Origin of the sequence: Paenibacillus typhae (assembly GCF_900099765.1) — a bacterium.
GTDB classification, from domain to species: domain Bacteria; phylum Bacillota; class Bacilli; order Paenibacillales; family Paenibacillaceae; genus Paenibacillus_AQ; species Paenibacillus_AQ typhae.
In genome coordinates, this window is the sequence record NZ_FNDX01000004.1 from 95,471 (window position 1) to 114,907 (window position 19,437).

Consider the following 19,437-nt stretch of genomic DNA (forward strand, 5'->3'; position numbering starts at 1 on the left):
TATCCCCTTGCACAGAGCCTCATACCTGAAATCAGCCCTTCACTCCGCCGGCCATAATTCCCTCCATGATCTGTCTCTGGAAGATGGCCACGAAGAGGATAATCGGCAAAATAATGATCCAGCCCATGGCGCTGACCAGATCCCACGGCACGGCGTACATATTATCCCTTAGAGGCAGCTGCGTTATGGCCGTGGACAGCACAGAGATACCGTTAGAGTAGAACAGCGGCGTAAAGAAGTTGTTGAGACAGGTAATAAAGTTAACGATACAGACGGTCGCAAGCGCCGGTCTGAGCAGCGGAACGGTCACGTAGATCAGCGACTGAAAAAAACCGCAGCCGTCGATGGCCGCCGACTCCTCGATGGAAACCGGAACATCGTTCAGATAGTTTTGCAGGATCAGAATCGTAAACGGAAGAATGCCGCTGATATACAGAATAATGAGTCCCGTATACGTATCGTACAGATGCACACTGCGCAGAAAATCGTACAGCGGCCGGGCTGTGACTACATCTGGAATAAGCATTGAAGCCAGCAGGAAGCCTATGGCGAGCGCAAGGCCCCGGGTACGGAACCGTGCGAAGCTGAAGGCGGCCATGACGGACACGACCATCCCGATCAGGATGGACAGCCCGACTATAATTGCGGTGTCCCATATTTTGGGAAGCAGCCCGACGTTTTCGATCAGATATCGGTAGCTCGCAAGCGTCGGATGGTCCGGCCAGTATTTGATCGGTGTGGAAAACAGCTCGCCGGACGGCGTGATGGAGGAAATAAAAATCCACCAGAGCGGAAACAGGATCAGGAAAGCGACGATCAGGGCCAGTCCCCACATGAACAGGGTCAGCGTCAGCGGTCTCGGATTTTGGTTCGTCATCGTACATCGCTCCTTAGTAATCTACGCGTTTGGCCGCGGACATGCTGAGCCAGCTGAGCAGAGCCATAACCAGAAACAGCACGACCGCGATCGAAGCGGCGTAGCCGGTATTGAGATTGGTAAACGCCTCGGTCGTTACCCGGTAGGCGATCAGCGCGGTGCTTTCCCCGGGTCCCCCGCTTGTCATCGCATATACGATATCAAAGGAGGTGATCCGCCACATCGTGAAGAATATGCTCAGCACCAAAATATTGCGAGACAGCATCGGCAGCGTAATGCTAATGAACGACCGGATCGGACCGGCGCCGTCAATCTTGGCCGCTTCATACATTTCCGCAGAAATGAACTGCAGCCCCGCCAGCACCAGAATCGCGAAGAACGGAAGGTCTTTCCACAGATCGACGGCGATGACGGCAAAACGCGCCGTATTGGTGTGGATCAGCCAATCGAGATTAAAATCAGGGTTAAACCACCGGACAAAGTCGTTAATGAGACCGTAATCGTTGTTGAACGCCCACTTGGATGCCATGGCAATGACAACCATCGGCATGGCCCAGGGAAGCAGCACAATGGTCCGGAGTATTTTTTGCCCTGCGAACTTCATATTCAGAATCAGCGCCAGCGCAATGCCAAGCACGATATGTCCTATCATGGAGCCGACGACAAAAATGACGGTGAATCCCATGGATGTAATGACTTTGGAATCCTGAAACAATTGAATAAAATTATCGAAACCGACAAACTCGCGGATGCCCTGCAGCAGCTTGACCTCATACAAACTAATGCGGAACGTTTCGATAATGGGATAAATGGTTGTGAATACCCGGATGATCAGCGCCGGCAGCACAAGAATCCAGGCTATCGCCAAATATTTTCGGCTGGCGTACATGCGAGAACACTCCTTTCCTGCGGCATAGCCGCCGGCGGACAAGGGACGGGGCTTAGGAGCACCGTCCGCCTGATCCCCCGTTTCGGCGAAACCTTTACGGCTGGATGTGGATCATGGATGATTTACTGGTAGCGCTCAACCGCCTCCTGCGCTTTCACGCAGAATTCATCCAAAGTAATTTTGTCCTGGATATAATTCTGGAACAGCGTGCCCATTTCGGAGATGAACTCCATCGTCTGCGGCAGCATCGGACGGCCGCGCACCTCGTTGGTAGCCTGAATCTCGGTATAAATCTCCTTGATGTCGCCGGTCACCGCTTCATTGGCCGCAACATCGGCTCTGGCCGGATAACGGTCGAAGTTCTTCCAGCCGTTCAGCTCACCGTCCTCGCTGGCCGCGTATTTAAGGAACCTGATCGCCGCCTCTTTGTTCTTGGAGGCCGAATTCAGAACATAGCTCCAGGAGTCGGTAAAGATGCTGCGGTTCGCAAATTCCGGCATATTGACCATATGGATCTGGTCCGGACCGTAGCGGTTCGCCTGCTTATAGTCCGTTCCCGTTCCCCACATGAACACCGAGGCGTATTTGCCGTCGATAAATTTCTGGTTCATCTGCTCGTATTTATCAGCAATCTGGTCAACCGGCGTTACCTTCCACGTATTGGCCATGTCGTACATAAACTTGACCGCCTCGCGGCTGTTCCCGTTGGTCCAGTCGTAGTAATCGCCTCCGAACAGATTGACGAAGGTTGCGATTTCATTGAAGACGTATGTCTTTTCCCAGGAGCCGCCGTAGCCGTACTGCCCGTCCTTGGTCGTAGCCTTCAGGAAATTTATAAAATCCTCTTTGTTCTCAATCGAGTTCATTCCGGCTGCATCCAGCTTCTTCTGGTCGACCCACAGCGCGAGATAGCCCGTATAGCTTGGCACGCCGAGCACATCCCCTTTGGCGGAGGTGAGCATATCCTTCATATAGCCTTGCGGCAGCTGCTCCATAATATCCTCTGTCAGCACCGTGTCCTGCAGCGGCTCCAACCAGCCGGCGTTCTTGAAGGATGTGGCCATTTCATCGTTGACCTCCAGAATGTCCACGGAGCTGTCGCCGGAAGAAAGGATCGTGGAAACCTTCTGCTGGCGGGTGTCCGAATCGGTCGGCGCAGCGACCCAGTTGATTTTGACCCCGCTTTTCTCCTGCGCTTCGTCCAGCCAGGCCTGGAAATTGGGGTTCGTCGACTGAATGGTATATAGCGTAATCTCATCCTTGCCGCCGGACCCCGCTGCGTCTGTAGGATTCGCGGCACTCCCGGCGTTGGTGCCGCCGCCCGAGCACCCTGCGGCCAGCACCGCCAGCGATAACGAGCCTGCCATAAAGAAGGACGACCATTTTTTCATACCATAACCTCCCTTTGTGTTTGCGTGTAAGCGTTTTACACGCTCAGTATACTAAGCGCACCGGGAGGGCGGATACAGCCGGCGTTGACCAAAAATGTGTAAGATTGTGACCTCCCTTTCTTTTTTACACTTCTGTCAGGAAGTCTATTGACCCCGCCTCGGAAGCGGTGCTAGACTGTTAACCAATTCGAGAAACGGAGGGACCAATCATGAGATACCGGAGCTTTCGGAGCAGCATCCGCTACAAGCTGAGCGTCTTTCTGATGGCCGCCATTCTCCTACCGATCGCGGCCTCGATCCTGATTTCCTATTTTTATACGAAACACTCTTTAAAGGAAGACGCTATCCGCGAAAATTCCAATACAATCCGCCAGGGAACTACCAGTCTGATCGGACAGCTGAACGGGATGAACAACGTCTCCCTTTATGTGTATAACAACATCCGGATGACGAACAGCCTGTATAACATTTTGGTTCAGGGCCGGAGCGATTTTATGATCGAGAACAACATTTATTCTGGGCTGCACGCCATTGAGCAATCCGCCAAGGACATACAGCAGGTTTACCTTTATTCCGATCTGGCGGACCAATCGTGGCTGCTTATCGACGGGTATCTCAAGCGGGAGCCTGGAGGCGAGGGATTAACCGGGCATTTCGAACAGCCTCTCGACAAAAATCATCCCTTTCTGGAACCGCCTCATCCCTCCCACAACTACGGCATGGAGGAATTCCCGTACAGTCCCTCCAATACTGTCTTTACGATTCACCGACCGGTATACCGGGCCCCGCTCAAGGAGCGGATCGGTGTGCTGTCGGTCGACTTCAAGCTGGACGGATTCCGCAGCATCATGAACATGCTCTACGACAAGGATGAGGAGAATATTTATCTGCTGGACGACACCGGAACCGCCATCTACACCTCCAGAGAAGAAGAGATCGGCACCAAACCCGATTACGCCTGGCTGCGGCATGCCCGCTACAGCTTCGCCGGCGCCGGATATTTCGACTGGAGCGGGGACGACGGCTTTAACGGCATCGTCGTGTTCGAAAAATTCGAGCTGATCGGCCGCATCTGGATTGTTGCCAAGCAGATTCCCGACAGCTACCTGTACAGCAACGCTTCGAGCGTGCTGCGCATCAATCTGCTCGTGCTGCTGACCTTTCTGTTCATTGCGATTGCCGCTGCGCTATTCGTCTCGGTAATGGTAACGGCCCCGATCAAGCGGCTGACCGAGTCGATCCGCAAAATCAAGCTCGGAAAGCTCCAGTTCGACGGCCTGGAACGCAGCGACGAAGTCGGCGTGCTGGGAAGCGCGATCAAGAACATGGTCGATACGATTGATAATCTGATTATGCGGGAGCTGAGGCTGGAGCTGGCCAACAAGGATAATCAGCTAAAAGCGCTTCAGGCGCAAATTAATCCTCATTTTATTTTTAATACGCTGCAGTCCATCGGCTCCGTCGCCCTGCATCACAAGGTACCCCGGATCTATGAGCTTACCTCATCCCTCGGCCTCATGATGCGCTACAACATGAACACGGATGAGCCGGTAGTTCCGCTCTCCAAGGAGATCGCCCATGTGCAGGCTTACCTGGAACTGCAGCAGCAGCGGTTCAAGGACAGGCTCCGTTACAGCATTGAAATCGCCGGCGACCCCGACTTGAGCACCTCCGTTCCCAAGATGATTCTCCAGCCGCTTGTCGAGAACTGCTTCAAGCACGGCTTTGAATCGGCGGAGCAGGCTGTAATCTCCATTTCGGTGGCGGATGACAGCGGGATGCTCGGCATTACAGTCACCGACAATGGCCCAGGCGTCACACCGGAGCGCCTTCAGGAGCTGCAGCGGCAGATCGCCCGCGGAAACTCGGGCAGCACAGAAGGCAGCAGCATCGGATTGATCAATGTCATCTCCCGGCTGCGCCTCTTCTATAACGATAAGTCAGCTGTAACGATCGGGCATGCGAAGCCTCGCGGCTTCTCCGTGCACCTCGGCATCCCCCTGACGGAAGGAGCGGTTCACCATGAAAGTGCTGATCGTGGATGATGAAGCCGATGTAAGAGATTCAATCCGGCTTCTTGTGGACTGGGAGGAGTATAACATTACGGACGTTTTGGAGGCTTGCGACGGGGAATCAGCCATGGCGCTGATTGAGCGCGAGCGGCCGGAAATCATCTTTACCGATATGAAAATGCCCAATGTGGACGGTATGGCGCTGCTCCAGTGGATCGAGGACAAGGCCCCATCCTCCAAACGAATCGTGATCAGCGGCTATGACGACTACGCTTATATCCGCAACACAATCAAGCACGGGGGGATGGACTACTTGCTGAAGCCGATCAGCCGCAGCGAGCTGCTTGAAGCGCTCGGCCATGCCGCTGCGGCCTGGCGCAAGGACGAGGAGGCGCGCAGCCTTAACTTCCTGAAGGATGTGGAAATTAACAAAACGCTGCCCACGTACTGGGACAAAACACTCACTGCCCTCGTCTCACAGCCCGGCTCCCAGCAGGGAGCCGCGGAAGAGCTGAGCGTTGCGTTCGGATGGTCAACGGTCCTGGAATGCCAGGTCGTCATGCTGCTTACCGATCCGCTTCCGCGCGCCGTGCTGGGAAAATTCGGGCGCAATCCCGACCTGCTGCATTTTCTGATGGGCAATATTTGCAACGAGGTGATCGGCTCGGCCCGCAACGGCTATGCCTTTAAACATACGGACCCCAATTACGGGCTTGTCCTGCTGCTGACCGGGGAGCTCGGGCAGACGGACGCGAAGCTGAAAGCCATGAATGACGCCCTGTTCAAAGTGCTGGGGGCGCGTTTCCGCTTCGCCTGCAGTAGCAGGGTGTCCTTTCCGCAGGGTGTTCACACAGGCTTCCGGCAGACGCTCCAGACCGCCCGCGGCATCTCGTTCCTGGAAGATTCGCCGTTGATCTATCATTTCGGTGAGCCCTCCACCGCGCCTGCCCCGAGAACCGTGCTGGCCGATTACGCCAGCCAGATCACAACGGCGGTCCACCGGGGGGAGGCCTCCCAAATCGGGCGTGCGGTGTCCAACTGGATTCAGGCCGTCGGACAGCTGCCTGCCGTCACCTGGGAGGACCTGAAATACTGGCGGTACGAATACGGGCTGCTGAGAATCCGGCTGCTTCAGGATAGAGCGCCGGCTGCCGGCGAGCCTGTCCCTTCTTCATCTCCCGGGCTGTTTCCGCTGGATGAGAACGGCCGGTTATCACTTGAAGAATGGCGGAGGGAATGGACGGAAGCCTTCGCGGAAATCGCGGAAATCCTGAAGGAATCCCGGCTGCAGGAGAACAACGCCATTTATGAAATTAAGCGGTATATCGACCTTCATTACATGGATAACCTCACGCTGCAGGAAATAGCAGGCGAGTTTTTTCTAAGCCGCGAATATGTTTCCCGCCGCTTCAAGCAGGTGTTTAACGAGAACATCTCGGAATATCTGGAGCGGGTCCGCATCGACAACGCCAAGCTGCTGCTCGCCGGCGGACAGCATAAAATCTCCTCCGTCGCCGAGATGGTCGGCTATCAGGACGGGCGTTACTTCAGCAAAATCTTCAGCAAGCTGACGGGAATGACGCCGAGGGAATGGCGCAAGGATACGGAAGCCTAGAGAGACCGGGGCTTGCTGCGAAAGCTTTGCGGCGGAGGAAGTAAGTGACGATTTGTTTCCTCTCCCCTCGGATAAAGCGTTTGACGAAAATTATTTTCAATATTAAGATCATATTGTGATAATAAATTTCATCATTACGCGCCCGTCAGTCTAATTAAATTCGTCCTAACACGGCGACGCAGGAGGAAATGAAAGATGACGACAGCTTCAGACAGAAAGGTCATTGTAACGAATCGTCCCGGCAGAGATCAGCTTGAGAAGATTTACGATATTTTGGATGAATGCTTTTCCGTAGGCCGGGCTTATTTTCAGGAAAGGTTAGACCTCGACAGCGCATATGATCCGGATACTACATGGTTTGCGACGGTCGACGGCAAGATCGCGGCCAATGTTCAAATCTTTCCGCTTTCTGTCAGAGTCGGCCAAGCGGTCTTGCAGACGGGTGCAATGGGCAGCGTCGCTGCAGATCCGAATTACCGCGGCATGGGACTTACTCACAAAATTCTCGCTGCACAAACGGACTATATGAGAGAAACCGGTTATGATATAAGTTTACTTTTGGCCAGCAAGCACGCATTTTATGAGAAGGCCGGCTGGAGACTTGTTCCCGAGACGGCTTACGCTGTTGAGAAGCAGCCGGTTTATGAGCAGCCGGACGGTTACGAGATTATTCCTTTTGAGCCCCGTTATCTTGAGGATATCCGCTCAATCTATGATCAATTTAATCACTACCGCACCTATACCGTAGTGCGTAATGAAGCCTACTGGAATGATCTGATACACTGGCCGGATTGGAAAAAGTCTGACTGTCTGCTGCTTCAGCAAAATAATAAAATTGTTGCTTACGGCATTATTGAAAAGAAGGACACCGAACAGGTATTTATCAACGAATTTATCTATTTGGATGAAGCGGCGGACGGGGTTGAATACCTGTTTCATGAATTATGCCGGCTCCGCCCGAAGGCCAAGCAAATCCTAGCGATGCTGCCGGAGGATCATAAGCTATATTCCTATTATCATCAGCATCAGGCAGAGCCCGTTCCGATCCATACGGCGATGTGGAAAATGATCAATCTGTATTCTACATTCCATAAGCTTCGGCCTGAATTGGAGCGCCGTCTTAATGATAATGATTGGACGGCAAATCAAGAGCTATGTATAGCGCTGAAATGCAAAGAGGAGCGGATCTGCCTTGATTACCGTCACAAGCAGCTCTCCGTTTCCGAGGATATTCCTGCCGGTTCCTGTGTATCAATAGAAGTGGATGAACGTAATCTGATCACTTATATGATATTCGGCTACCCGGCGGAAGGCGCACTTGAAGAAGATGCTGAACATGCCGATATTTTGCGGGCCCTGTTCCCGAAACAGCAGGCCGTGTTTTATTTGACCGACAAGTTTTAAACCGTTTCATTTTAAAAAAAGGGTGTGCCGCAAGTCCAAAACTGCCGGACTTATGACACACCCTTCTTTTGTTTTATGCCAGGATTACCCATTCATCATTTTTGATTTTCCGAGCAAAACAGCACCATAGGCTGCATTATTAACAGGCATAATCAGCTTTGTCTGCGGGTAGCTTTGGGCAAGCCTCCGCTCTAATGCCTCTCTTACAAAAGGAGACTTTTGCAGCACACTTCCAGCCGTTGCAATCGGGCTCTCATATAATTCCAGCTGCTCAATAACAGGCACCACAAGCTCAAACAGACTGGCTGCGCATTGCTCCGCAAGCTTTAGCGCCCGGACGTCACCCAACTCGCAGGCCTTCGTCATAACCGGAGCGAGCGCTGCAATATCTTTTTTCGTTGTGTTTTTGTGATAGACAAAACCGATAACTTCCTGTACAGTGCCAAGTCCAAGCCGCTCGTATACCAGCGAAGGGATGACCGTACCCGTCATTCTTCCATCCTCTGCCTGAACCAGCACGGACAAGAGATCACGCCCGATGCTATATCCGCTTCCCTCATCATCAATAAGATGGCCAAAGCCTCCTGTGCGATGGCGTTCTCCCTTATGATTAACCCCGAAGCAAATAGAACCTGTCCCGGCAATAAGAATAATGCCCTGCATTGCATTTTGCGCTCCATATAATGCTGTTTCCTGGTCACCGGTAATCGTTAACGGCCCCGTATAACCATTATCTCTTACCTGCTTCTCCAAAAAACGGGATACAACCGGATTGCTTATTCCTGCCGCTCCTATACATACATGATGAACTTGCTCTAAATGGGTGCAGCAGAGCTTCATCTGAGTAAAAATCTCCCGAAAAGAGGCAGTAATAGCATCAGCATTACCGCCGTTATAATTAATAGGCCCTACAGTAAAGGTTAGTAAAACATCTTCTTGATCGCCATGAGCAACGGTGACAGCCGTCTTGGTGCCTCCCCCGTCAATTCCAACAATAAACGCCATACTTATGTCCCCCTAAAGCTGAATCGTAATGCTGGCAGCCGGCGCTACCTCACCATTCAGGATGGGAATAAGGGATTTGAATGCCTCCGGGGAATATTCAAATGCCGCAAGGCCGCAGAACTCACCTTCGATTAATGACAAATCATAAGGCCGGCCTAACGTAATTGCCGTTACTTTACAGTCTGCTGTCAAAAGCTTCTGTACAAGCGCCAGCTGACCTTTATTTTCACGCGCATTGAACAGCCCGATTACAACATGCTTATACCCTTCAGCCTTTTGCAGCGCAGTGTTCATTTGCTCCTCGCTCGGATCAATGCTAATCATCTCATACGCTGCATCAAAATACTCACCCATATACTGGGGGAAACTAAGCTCTTGATTCACGCTGCTGGAGGCGAGATCGGTCCGGTAGGAATGGGAGCCCATAAATAATACCTGCTTATCACCTGTTCGAACAGGCTCGATTTCACCTGTGATACGGCAAATGGTTTCGGTACGCATCAGCTCATTCGCCCGGCGGTGAACCCCGCAGCCAACCACCGCGTAATCCGGCTCCTCAATAACTGCATACCGGGCTTTATAGGCTAAAATTTTGGCTACAGCTGTATCAATAACCGCTTCATCCAAATCACCGGCCGCCACAGCTTCTTCTATTAAATGAACCGCTTCTTTAACCGCTGCAGGCGTGTGACTGATGAACACCAGATCAATACCCGCTTTAATGGCTCCCAATGCACCTTGGGCGGTCCCGTAATTGCGTTTAATCGCATCCATTTCCAGACAATCCGATACAATCAGTCCGTTAAATCCCAATTTCTCTTTGAGCAGCTCAGTAATAATCGTGTAGGACATCGTTCCCGGCACGCCGGACTTGTCGATTTGCGGAAACAAGATATGCGCACTCATGATAGCCTGTGCACCTTGCCCGATTGCAGCCTTAAACGGCAGCAGTTCAAGCTGCTCTAATTCCTCAACCGTTTTATTAATCACAGGCAAGCCAATATGCGAATCGACATTGGTGTCCCCATGACCCGGAAAATGCTTCAGCGAGGACATTACACCTCCATCGAGCAAGCCTTTCATCATTTGAATCCCGTACTGCGCTACTGTCTCAGCGGAATCCCCGTATGAACGAACGTTGATCACCGGATTCAAAGCATTATTGTTCACATCCATTACGGGCGCAAGATTGAAATTAATGCCTAATGCTTTTAATTCCCTGGCGGTAATTCTGCCTGCTGCATAAGCATTTTCAGGGCGTCCAGAAGAAGCAATTGCCATGGCTCCGGCTACATTCGTCGCATCCTTGGGCATTCGGGTAACACGGCCGCCCTCCTGGTCAATCGTAATAAAGCCAGGGAGGCCTGTATGTGCGGTGAACCATTGCTGCAGCTCTGTTACAAGCCCGCCTAATTGATGTTTATTGACGATATTATGTGAGAATAAAATAATATTGCCGACTTTATACTGCTCAATGACCTCCTTCAGCTCGGAGGATATCTCCGCTGACGGGAAGCCTGTTACGAACATTTGCCCAATTTTCTCGCGCAAGCTCATTTGTTCTATCGTTTTCATTCATCGCTCACCATCCGCTAGTGATATAAATGGTATTGCTTTTTCATTTCCGCAAATTGCCTGCTTTCCTCTGCAAACTGTTCGAGCAGCTGCTTTGCCTGGATATCTTTCGTACGATACACACTGCTTCCGCCCAGCAAATCAATAAACGGGCGTGAGCCCTCCTTCACAGGGGGCAGAAATGCGAATTGCTCATATAAATCTCTTACCGTAAATAATAGGGTTACGCCAACCTCCAGCGGCTTTATCACCTGGATATCTGTAATGTATATCTGTACGCCGCCGCACAGCTCCCCTGAATGCTTGGATGACGTTGGCTTAAAATGAACCGGACGGAAATACACGCCTGGAATTCGATAGGCATTCATCACCTCTGCCAGCTGCTGTGCCTGAATGAAGGGAGCCCCGATCATTTCAAAAGGGAACGTTGTACCGCGTCCTTCCGAGCAGTTAGTACCTTCAAATAAGCATGTTCCTGAATATAACAACGCTGTTTCATACCGCGGGATTCCCAGTGAAGGATGAACCCAGGTTAAGGCTGTGTCCGGAAAGGACATGCTTCGTTCCCAGCCTTCCAGACGAACGACATGGAGAGATGCATTCCAATTCATCTGGTCATTTGCCATTACTGCCAATTCACCTGCCGTCAGGCCATACCGCACAGCCAGCTCATAATTTCCGACAAAGGATTTGAAGTCAGGCTTTAGAATATTCCCTTCCACGTTCACCCCGTTAAGCGGATTCACCCGGTCGAGAACAACAAATTCCACACCGGCTGCAGCACAATCCTCTAGGGCATACAGCATCGTATAAATGAAAGTATAATACCGTACACCAATATCCTGGATATCGTACACAAGGATATCTACTTCATCCAACATTTCTTTTGTTAAACGTTTGGAGTCCTTACGGTACAGACTGTACACCGGAACGTTGGTATAAGGGTCCGTATACATCTCCACTAATGCTCCTGCATCCAGATCTCCGCGAACCCCGTGTTCAGGCGAGAACATCGCAGTAAGATTACAGTTTTCATGCAGAATAGTAATCGTTGATTTGAAGTCTTTGGTAAGCCCGGTCGGTGAGGTAATTAACCCTACACGCTTGCCTTCAAACAGATGAAGATACTTTGCAATAGAGTCGATCCCGTTTAACACCATATTACGCAAGACCCGGCAGTCTGATCTTCATCGTCTCAGCAGGCACCATGAAGGCTTCGGCATACGTTTTTCTTGCTTCACAGCCCCGGACAACCGCCAATGCTTTATAGTAATCCATATATTTAAAAGATTTGCTGTTCGTCACAAACCAATGCTTGCTCAAAGCCTCAATCCATAAGTCATATGCCGCCTGATCAAAATCCACATATACGTAAGGGACAAAGTCCACCGCATCTTCCCAGTTTTCCGAATAGTACAGCTTGGCTGCAAAGTGGGCGGGAAGCTCACGCTCAAAGGAGGACAGGCTTGCAAAGAACCTTGCATCGCCCACAATATGATGGGTCAGTGCATGATCCTTGTGCATGCTGTTTTTCCAATGGGTTATGATAATGTCGGGCTTCACGCGCCGGATAACATCGCAGACTTCCATACGAATCTGCTGATTGTCAGGCAGCTCTCCGTCACAATAATCAAACACAACAGCCTCACCGCCCAGCATACCGGCAAAAATTTGCGCCTCTTTCACTTTTTGCTGACGGTACTCCTTCATATCCTGCCCGGCCGGCACGCCTCTTTCACCTGGAGTTAAAGCCAGTGTTACAATACGGTCTCCCTTCAGGCTATGGCTCGCCAGCACACCGCCGGATGCCAATTCCACATCACCGACATGTGCTCCAATCGCTAATACGGTCAACTTTTCGCCCATCCTTATAGCTCCCTCCGCAATATGGAAAATTGTTTTTCAACATGAAACCCTGCTTTCTGATAAATTCGAAGAGCCGGGTTATTACTGCCAGTGAATAAAGAGATATATTGACAGCCCGCATTCTGAAAAGCTTCGACCATCCGGAAAAATAATACACTGCCGAGACCATGACCCTCATACTCCGGGTGTACCCCGATTCCGCAAAAAAAGGCCCGGCCATCCGGTTCTACAATAAGGGGACCTGCAAAACCAACAACCTCATCGCCATACATAGCCGCCACAAGAGGTTTGCCATCCCTCACATAAGCTGCTACATCCTTTTCCCACTGCGGATTCTGCAGGGCGGCAAGCATGGTTTCAAGCCCTTTGTGAACGTCGGGGGCATAATGAGCAACCCGATAGCCTTCCCGGTTTGCTTTTCTTTCTTTGCCAGCAATATCTTCAGGAATACTGAAATTCCCCAGCTTCAGGTACATACCGCATTGTGTCGCCCGGTCTACATACCCTCTGGCGATTAGAGCAGCATATAATGGCTGGTCCTTACTAATACCCGGGGCATTATTGTGTTTATGCTGCGGCGCGCTTGGAATCGTCCACTCCAGCTTTACAGGGTTAAAGAACAACACTTCCGCCTGTCTTTTTCCAAGCTGCCGGAATCTTGCTTCTATACGCTGTACAAAGGCGTCGTACAGTTCCTTAGAAGCGGTCTCGGAATCTATAATAACGCACGTAATATAACCGGCCACATCGCCAAGCGGGAGATTCTCCCCGCTGCAGCCGGCTGCAAAACCAGCCATGCCTTTTTCATTGCAGCCTACCCATATACACTCCGCATCGAAATAAGGATGATTGATGAAGGTGTCCTGAAATTCCCGTTCGGTAAACGGCTTGTAATCATATTGGGTAGCCTCCTGGTTCCAGAGCGCTACAACTGCAGAAACATCTTCCATGGTAAAGGGTCTGATTTGCATTATTCAAACCTCCCAGGCTGTTGATAGGGCCAAGCAATTTTGCCCATGACTACCGGCCGGGAAGCCCCGGTTACTTGTGTAACATTGTTCGGCAGCCGCTTCATCGTATGATAAGCCAGCACAGCAAAAGCAACAGCTTCTTTGGCATCACTGTTACTGCCAACATCCTCCTGTGTCAGTACCTGCACTCCATAGGGTGCAAATAATTGCCGCAAATCCCGCAATAACTTTTGGTTATAACTCCCGCCGCCGCCAATCAACAATTGCTGAGCCTGATGCTTCGGCGCAATATACCGTTCATAGCTGTCGGCAATGCTCCATGCCGTTAAGCGCGTAGCCGTAGCAATAACATCCTCGGCTTTCCAGTTGTTCGCCTCCATCAACTGAATCACTTGTGCAGCATACTGCTCTCCAAACCGTTCTCTGCCCGTCGATTTCGGTAGAGGCATCGTATAATATTCATCCTGCTGCATCCATTTCAAAAGCTCATCAATGATTTGGCCGCCCGCAGCAATTTCACCGCCGGTATCCATTGTCATTGGCGCAAATAATCGGGATACAAGGCCATCGATAATCATATTTCCCGGCCCTGTATCGTAAGCATATACCTCTTCCGGGGAAGCATTTGCAGGAAGAACAGTCACATTTCCTATTCCTCCGATATTCTGCAGAAGCGAGGTTTTCTCCGGATGGCTAAACAATAAATATTCAGTAAAAGGCACCAGGGGCGCCCCTTGTCCACCCACTGCCATGTCAGCGACCCTAAAGTCTGATATGCACGGAATGCCTGTACGATTCGCTATAACTGCACTTTCGCCAATTTGAACCGTACAATGCAGGTTATAGCCGTCCATAACCTTCTCTTCCGGTGCATGGTAGATCGTTTGGCCATGTGATCCTATCGCTAAGATTTGCTGCGGCGCAAGTCCGCACTTTCCGATTACAGACATTGCAGCCTGGGCGTACAATTCGCCCAGCCACATGTTCATTGTGCCTACCTTATCAACCGTTGCGTTGGATGGATCAAACAGCTCGAATATCTTACTCCTGACATGCGCCGGAAACGGAGTGTTCTCAAAAGCCAGTACTTCCGCCTCGATCCCAAACTCCTTTTCCGGCGAAGGGGACAGTTTAATTGCCGCCGCATCAATACCGTCTACCGATGTGCCGGACATCAGGCCGACCAGGTAAGTTACATCGACTTTCGACGAGCTGCCCATTACCCTTTCACCGCTCCGACAGCTACCCCTTCAAGGAAATACTTTTGCAGGCTGAAGAACAAAATAAACATCGGAACGGCAGAAATGGTTGCACCGGCCATCATAGGCGCAAAGTAGGTTGTATTGGCAAAGCGGAAGTTTTTGAGGCCAACCTGAATCGTCTGCATGTCCATCGTATTGGTGACCAGAAACGGCCAGAAGAAGTCATTCCATGCTGCCATAAACGTCAGAATCGCCAGGACTGCCATAACAGTTTTGGATAAGGGCATAATGATATGCCAAAAGATTTTAGGCTGAGAGCAACCCTCGATTTTGGCAGCCTCAATAATTTCAACCGGAATGGAAGACATGAACTGCTTAACCAGGAATATGTTATACACGGTCACTAAGCTTGGCATAATTAATGCTGTATACGTATTTTGCAATTCAAAAACATTTACGATCAATATATACAGCGGAACCTGCGTTACCTGTGTAGGGATCATCATAGACCCCAGCAGGATAGCAAACAAAATACCTTTTCCTTTAAATCTCATTTTGGCAAAAGCATATCCTGCCAGCGTTGCGAAAAATACATTAGACACCGTAATACAGGCTGCTACGATAAAGGAATTGATTAACCAATCCCAGGAATGGGAGCTGAAGTTAAAGAAGAATTTATAAGACTCAAAAGAAATTTTCGACGGGAGGATCGAATAGCTCATTGCACCGGCTTCCACCGGATCGCCGAACGAGGAAATGATCATAAAGTATATCGGGAAAATGGTCGCTGCGGCAAACAGGAGAAGGCACGTAATGATCAGACCGTTACGGGCGAACAGAGACCCATTGCTTTTTATGTTATTGTTATACAACCCCATAGGTTTCTGCCCCTTTCCTAGTATTCTATGTCTTTACCTAAAAACTTAAATTGAAGGAATGAGATCAAAGCAATAACCGCTGCCAGAAGTAAGGACTGGGCCGCCGCCTCACCAAATTCGAAATATGTGAACGCATTGTTAAAAATCAACAATCCCACCATGGTTGTTGCATGGTCTGGTCCGCCGCCGGTCATCAGATAAGCGTTCTGGAACACCTGGAAGGAACCGATGACCCCTGTAACCAGCAGGAATAGCGTTGTTGGCTTAAGGAAAGGGATGACGATAAACCACAGCTTTTGCAAAAAAGTGGCGCCGTCAATGTCTGCCGCTTCGTAATAGCTGTTATCAATACCGAGCAAAGCCGCCAGGTAGATAATAATGGCTGTACCGTGACTCGACAACCACGACATCAACACAAGTGAAAACATGGAGGTCGCACTGGAACCAAGCCAGTTTTGATTATCGATACCAAAAAGGCCCACCAGCTGGTTGGCAATACCCGATTTTAACGGATCGAAGATCCACAGCCATACAACAGCAAGAGATACACCTGATGCTACAGCCGGCAAATAATATACCGCTTTAAAGATCGACTGTGTTTTTTTCTTGAAAGGCATAATTAGAATGGCAATCAGGAATGACAGAAAAATATTAAACGGAACGGTTAACAGCGTATATACTAATGTATTTTTCAGTGCTTTCCAGAACAGTTCATCTGCAAAGGTATTAACAAAGTTCTCCAGACCTACGTAAGTGGACCCCAATGGACCATATTCCTGCAGGCTGATTATAAATGCATTGATTACCGGATAGGCGGTAAATAAAGAAAACGCAATAAGTGCTACTGCGATAAACGCGTATCCCCAACCAGAGTCACTTTCAAGCTTCAACTTTTTTCTTTTGGTCAACATTTGATTCATTGGGCCGCACCTCTCTTCTTCAAAAAAAATACCAGCTACTGACTAGATTCAGAAGGAAAGCTGTACGTTACAGTTACGTACAGCTTTCGCATGCCTTTCTAAGACAATCTAGTCAACTACTACACCGTCTTCACCGAAGGATTTGACGGCAGCTGCTTTAACGGCATCGTACATCTCTTGCGGGGTAATTTCATCGGCAAGTAATGCCTGCAGTTTGGGAATAATCACTTCTGTCTCAATTTTGATAGCTTCAGCAGCCAGATCTGTAGGAATATCTGTACGGGCCGGGAGTGCCTTGGCCATCATAGCTTGACCTGCAGCAACGTTATCTTCGTTCCGAGGAAATTGTTCCAGTACTTCTGCCTTACGTCCTGACTCCGTAATTGGTGTTAAGAACAGCTCGTTACTATAGTTAGCAGCAATGGAACCGGAGGACAGGAAGTTCATCGCCAGGGCGATATTTTTGATATGTTCTTCAGAAGGCTCCTTTTTACCACGCAGTGCGATGTAACCATCTACTATGGAAGTAGGAATATAATCGGCACCGTTGAAGGTTGGGACTGGAAGCGAAATGTAATCCACTTCAATCGAATCTGCAACAGCCGAACCATCGTTCGCTTTAATCTTCTCATTGTTCAGACGGGCGGAGTTTTCAAATGCAGATAAACCTTTACCTGTGATCATCGTCTGACCAGTCAGGAACATATTCCAGCGTTTGCCGGCATCGATGGAACTTAACTCCTTAGGCATAGAACCATCGTCGACCATTTCACGGATAGCTGTCAGCAGACCCAGGAATTTTTTGCTTGTATACGTGTATTTCAGATCATTATCGAAGTAATCCGGCAGACCTGCCGTTTTGGCAAGGATAGCCAGATAATCTTTAGAGGCCACACCGGATGTAGCGAACACGAAACCGTAACGGGTAGTTTCACCACTATCATTTTTCACTACGCCTTTTGAGATGGCATCCCGGAATTCTTCATAGGTCCAGCCGTTTTGCTGAATACTTTTCCAATCAATCCCGGCTTCCTCAAGGAATTGTTTGTTCCCGCCGATCGTATGGATTTCCATATATGCCGGCAGGCCGTATTGAGCGTCACCCAACTGGAAATATTTCATTGGAACTTCATCATAATCCGCCTTTATTTCATCAGAGAGTACGGTGTTCAGGTCGATCAGTACATTCAGCGCTGCATATTTTGAAAGTCCGGATGCACCGATCCAGGCAATGTCGGGAGGGGAGCCCGCATTTACTTGCGTATCAAGCTTTTGCGTCATATCTTCCCAGCTCGCCGGTTCGATTTTCAGAGTCAAATTAGGATGCAGTGTATTAAATTCCTGCTCCATATCTGCAAAACGCGCCTGGTAATTTGCCGATACCGGTGGCAATAATGCAGTTATCGTATCCTTTTTCACACCGCCGCCGCTGTTGCCTGCACTTCCGGAGTTTCCGGAATCAGCAGTGTTATTTGCGTTTCCTCCACAAGCGGATAACAACGATACCATCATGATTGATGACAAAAGCAGAGCTGATACACTTCTTTTTTTCATTGAGGCAGCCTCCTTAATTTTCAAAAGCATCCATCGTCTCATTTCACTTCTTGGCCATTAATTAAATGATAAGATTGCCTGTTTCAGTAGTCCGCCATTCGCATCAAGCGCCTCTCCTGCCGCCTTAGCATCTAACCCCGTTTTAATCATCATGATCGCCAGCTTACAATTCAATCCTGCCTTCTCAAGTGTTTCTGCGGCGGTTGAAGCATCTACATCCGTAGTACTCATGATAATACGGATTGAACGGTCCACCAGCTTAACGTTGCTCGCCTTTAAATCCACCATTAAGTTGTTATACGTTTTCCCTAACTTGACCATGGTGCATGTGGTCAGCATGTTAAGCACCAGCTTTTGAGCGGTCCCTGCCTTTAACCGGGTCGAGCCGCTAATGACCTCCGGCCCTACAACAGGTGAAATACAAATATCTACAATAGGTTCAAACATTGAGCCTTTGTTATTGCACACACCGATCGTTGCTGCTCCCAGCTCTTTTGCCTTTGTTAAAGCTGCAATAACAAACTTTGCACTGCCGCTTGCCGAAATGCCTATTAGGACATCCTTCTCTGTGACACCAATGCTTTCGATTAATGCAATCCCTTCATCAGCATCGTCTTCACAGCCTTCAACCGCATTTCGTAAAGCAATATCACCCCCAGCAATATACCCCTGTACCAGGGACGGATCGGTACCAAAGGTAGGAGGACATTCGGAAGCATCCAAAACACCCAATCTTCCTGATGTGCCTGCTCCTATATACAACATTCTTCCACCAGCAGACAGTCTGTGGTGCAGAACATCTACCGCCCTTGCAATCTGCGGAATTTCCTTAGCGATAGCCCCGGAGACCAGAGCATCTTGTTGATTCATTAACTGGACCATTTGTTCTGTGGTACATTCATCAATCAACAGGGTGTCTGGATTTACAGCCTCAGTTGTTAATCCCGCAAGATAGTCGTTCATAGTCATCCTCCTTCTTGTCAGCTAAACCTCACAACTAATTAACAATGAATGTTAGAATACCATACATTTATTAATTTTTATACTAATATATATCCTGTAAACCGTCAATAGATTTTGAAATAAATTTTTATGAGTAAATTTTATTGCGGTTTTTTATTTCAATACTTTATACGATCTGTTATATCATAAATGTAAAGCGCTTACAATAATGAGGTTTCAAGCCAACATTTTACTGGTTAAAAGCAGATGGTTTTATTATGTAGATAATCTGACATAGCCCAAGAAAGCCGCTCATACAAAAAAAGCATTGACCGA

General features: G+C 49.5%; 16 protein-coding genes. 3 read left to right on the forward strand and 13 right to left on the reverse strand.

Features of this window, described 5'->3' with window-relative positions:
- Positions 1-31: 31 nt before the first annotated feature.
- The 3 genes from BLR64_RS05150 to BLR64_RS05160 form a co-directional block, all read right to left on the reverse strand.
- A complete protein-coding gene (locus BLR64_RS05150) occupies positions 32-877 on the reverse strand; it encodes a carbohydrate ABC transporter permease (RefSeq protein WP_090712844.1) in 846 nt (281 codons plus the stop codon).
- Positions 878-890: 13 nt separating this feature from the next.
- Positions 891-1,766: a carbohydrate ABC transporter permease gene (locus tag BLR64_RS05155; RefSeq protein WP_090712846.1), complete on the reverse strand. Its 876-nt coding sequence runs from the start codon at positions 1,764-1,766 to the stop codon at positions 891-893.
- 122 nt (positions 1,767-1,888) lie between these two features.
- Positions 1,889-3,157 (reverse strand): ABC transporter substrate-binding protein, encoded by a 1,269-nt coding sequence (locus BLR64_RS05160; RefSeq protein ID WP_090712848.1) that lies wholly within the window; start codon positions 3,155-3,157, stop codon positions 1,889-1,891.
- A 209-nt stretch (positions 3,158-3,366) separates the two neighbouring features.
- On the opposite strand from BLR64_RS05160, the gene BLR64_RS05165 reads away from it, so the two are divergent.
- The 3 genes from BLR64_RS05165 (at position 3,367) to BLR64_RS05175 (ending at position 8,188) form a co-directional block, all read left to right on the forward strand.
- A complete protein-coding gene (locus tag BLR64_RS05165) occupies positions 3,367-5,202 on the forward strand; it encodes a cache domain-containing sensor histidine kinase (RefSeq protein WP_090712850.1) in 1,836 nt (611 codons plus the stop codon).
- Positions 5,180-6,784, forward strand: a complete 1,605-nt coding sequence (locus tag BLR64_RS05170) for a response regulator transcription factor (RefSeq protein WP_090712853.1) — start codon at positions 5,180-5,182, stop codon at positions 6,782-6,784. Before BLR64_RS05165 ends, BLR64_RS05170 begins: the two co-directional genes overlap by 23 nt.
- A 195-nt stretch (positions 6,785-6,979) precedes the next feature.
- Positions 6,980-8,188: a GNAT family N-acetyltransferase gene (locus BLR64_RS05175; RefSeq protein WP_090712855.1), complete on the forward strand. Its 1,209-nt coding sequence runs from the start codon at positions 6,980-6,982 to the stop codon at positions 8,186-8,188.
- Positions 8,189-8,272: 84 nt separating this feature from the next.
- Here BLR64_RS05175 and BLR64_RS05180 read toward each other — a convergent pair whose 3' ends face one another.
- From BLR64_RS05180 to murQ, 10 genes are all read right to left on the reverse strand, one after another.
- A complete protein-coding gene (locus BLR64_RS05180; protein WP_090712857.1) occupies positions 8,273-9,193 on the reverse strand; it encodes an N-acetylglucosamine kinase in 921 nt (306 codons plus the stop codon).
- 12 nt (positions 9,194-9,205) lie between these two features.
- Positions 9,206-10,768 carry a glycoside hydrolase family 3 protein gene (locus BLR64_RS05185; protein ID WP_090712859.1) on the reverse strand — a complete coding sequence of 521 codons (1,563 nt, stop codon included), beginning with the start codon at positions 10,766-10,768 and terminating at the stop codon, positions 9,206-9,208.
- A gap of 17 nt (positions 10,769-10,785) precedes the next feature.
- Positions 10,786-11,928, reverse strand: a complete 1,143-nt coding sequence (locus BLR64_RS05190; RefSeq protein WP_090712861.1) for an exo-beta-N-acetylmuramidase NamZ family protein — start codon at positions 11,926-11,928, stop codon at positions 10,786-10,788.
- 1 nt (position 11,929) lies between these two features.
- Positions 11,930-12,634 (reverse strand): PIG-L deacetylase family protein, encoded by a 705-nt coding sequence (locus BLR64_RS05195; RefSeq protein ID WP_090712863.1) that lies wholly within the window; start codon positions 12,632-12,634, stop codon positions 11,930-11,932.
- A gap of 2 nt (positions 12,635-12,636) precedes the next feature.
- Positions 12,637-13,605: a GNAT family N-acetyltransferase gene (locus BLR64_RS05200; RefSeq protein ID WP_090712865.1), complete on the reverse strand. Its 969-nt coding sequence runs from the start codon at positions 13,603-13,605 to the stop codon at positions 12,637-12,639.
- A complete protein-coding gene (locus BLR64_RS05205) occupies positions 13,605-14,825 on the reverse strand; it encodes an anhydro-N-acetylmuramic acid kinase (RefSeq protein ID WP_090712867.1) in 1,221 nt (406 codons plus the stop codon). The genes BLR64_RS05200 and BLR64_RS05205 overlap by 1 nt, the downstream gene beginning before the upstream one ends.
- Positions 14,825-15,685 (reverse strand): carbohydrate ABC transporter permease, encoded by an 861-nt coding sequence (locus tag BLR64_RS05210; RefSeq protein WP_090712869.1) that lies wholly within the window; start codon positions 15,683-15,685, stop codon positions 14,825-14,827. Before BLR64_RS05210 ends, BLR64_RS05205 begins: the two co-directional genes overlap by 1 nt.
- A 17-nt stretch (positions 15,686-15,702) precedes the next feature.
- On the reverse strand, positions 15,703-16,605 hold the full coding sequence (locus BLR64_RS05215) for a carbohydrate ABC transporter permease (protein WP_090712871.1): 903 nt from the start codon (positions 16,603-16,605) through the stop codon (positions 15,703-15,705).
- Positions 16,606-16,713: 108 nt separating this feature from the next.
- Positions 16,714-18,159: an ABC transporter substrate-binding protein gene (locus BLR64_RS05220; RefSeq protein WP_090712873.1), complete on the reverse strand. Its 1,446-nt coding sequence runs from the start codon at positions 18,157-18,159 to the stop codon at positions 16,714-16,716.
- A 57-nt stretch (positions 18,160-18,216) separates the two neighbouring features.
- Positions 18,217-19,122 carry an N-acetylmuramic acid 6-phosphate etherase gene (murQ, locus tag BLR64_RS05225; protein ID WP_090712875.1) on the reverse strand — a complete coding sequence of 302 codons (906 nt, stop codon included), beginning with the start codon at positions 19,120-19,122 and terminating at the stop codon, positions 18,217-18,219.
- Positions 19,123-19,437 lie beyond the last annotated feature (315 nt).

Coding starts and splice junctions, on each gene's coding strand:
- BLR64_RS05180 (WP_090712857.1), bottom strand. CDS start 9,193: ATGGCGTTTATTGTTGGAATTGACGGGGGAGGCACCAAGACGGCTGTC.
- BLR64_RS05215 (WP_090712871.1), bottom strand. CDS start 16,605: ATGAATCAAATGTTGACCAAAAGAAAAAAGTTGAAGCTTGAAAGTGAC.
- BLR64_RS05170 (WP_090712853.1), top strand. CDS start 5,180: ATGAAAGTGCTGATCGTGGATGATGAAGCCGATGTAAGAGATTCAATC.
- BLR64_RS05220 (WP_090712873.1), bottom strand. CDS start 18,159: ATGAAAAAAAGAAGTGTATCAGCTCTGCTTTTGTCATCAATCATGATG.
- BLR64_RS05155 (WP_090712846.1), bottom strand. CDS start 1,766: ATGTACGCCAGCCGAAAATATTTGGCGATAGCCTGGATTCTTGTGCTG.
- BLR64_RS05175 (WP_090712855.1), top strand. CDS start 6,980: ATGACGACAGCTTCAGACAGAAAGGTCATTGTAACGAATCGTCCCGGC.
- BLR64_RS05205 (WP_090712867.1), bottom strand. CDS start 14,825: ATGGGCAGCTCGTCGAAAGTCGATGTAACTTACCTGGTCGGCCTGATG.
- BLR64_RS05160 (WP_090712848.1), bottom strand. CDS start 3,157: ATGAAAAAATGGTCGTCCTTCTTTATGGCAGGCTCGTTATCGCTGGCG.
- BLR64_RS05150 (WP_090712844.1), bottom strand. CDS start 877: ATGACGAACCAAAATCCGAGACCGCTGACGCTGACCCTGTTCATGTGG.
- BLR64_RS05165 (WP_090712850.1), top strand. CDS start 3,367: ATGAGATACCGGAGCTTTCGGAGCAGCATCCGCTACAAGCTGAGCGTC.
- murQ (WP_090712875.1), bottom strand. CDS start 19,122: ATGAACGACTATCTTGCGGGATTAACAACTGAGGCTGTAAATCCAGAC.
- BLR64_RS05210 (WP_090712869.1), bottom strand. CDS start 15,685: ATGGGGTTGTATAACAATAACATAAAAAGCAATGGGTCTCTGTTCGCC.
- BLR64_RS05185 (WP_090712859.1), bottom strand. CDS start 10,768: ATGAAAACGATAGAACAAATGAGCTTGCGCGAGAAAATTGGGCAAATG.
- BLR64_RS05190 (WP_090712861.1), bottom strand. CDS start 11,928: ATGGTGTTAAACGGGATCGACTCTATTGCAAAGTATCTTCATCTGTTT.
- BLR64_RS05200 (WP_090712865.1), bottom strand. CDS start 13,605: ATGCAAATCAGACCCTTTACCATGGAAGATGTTTCTGCAGTTGTAGCG.
- BLR64_RS05195 (WP_090712863.1), bottom strand. CDS start 12,634: ATGGGCGAAAAGTTGACCGTATTAGCGATTGGAGCACATGTCGGTGAT.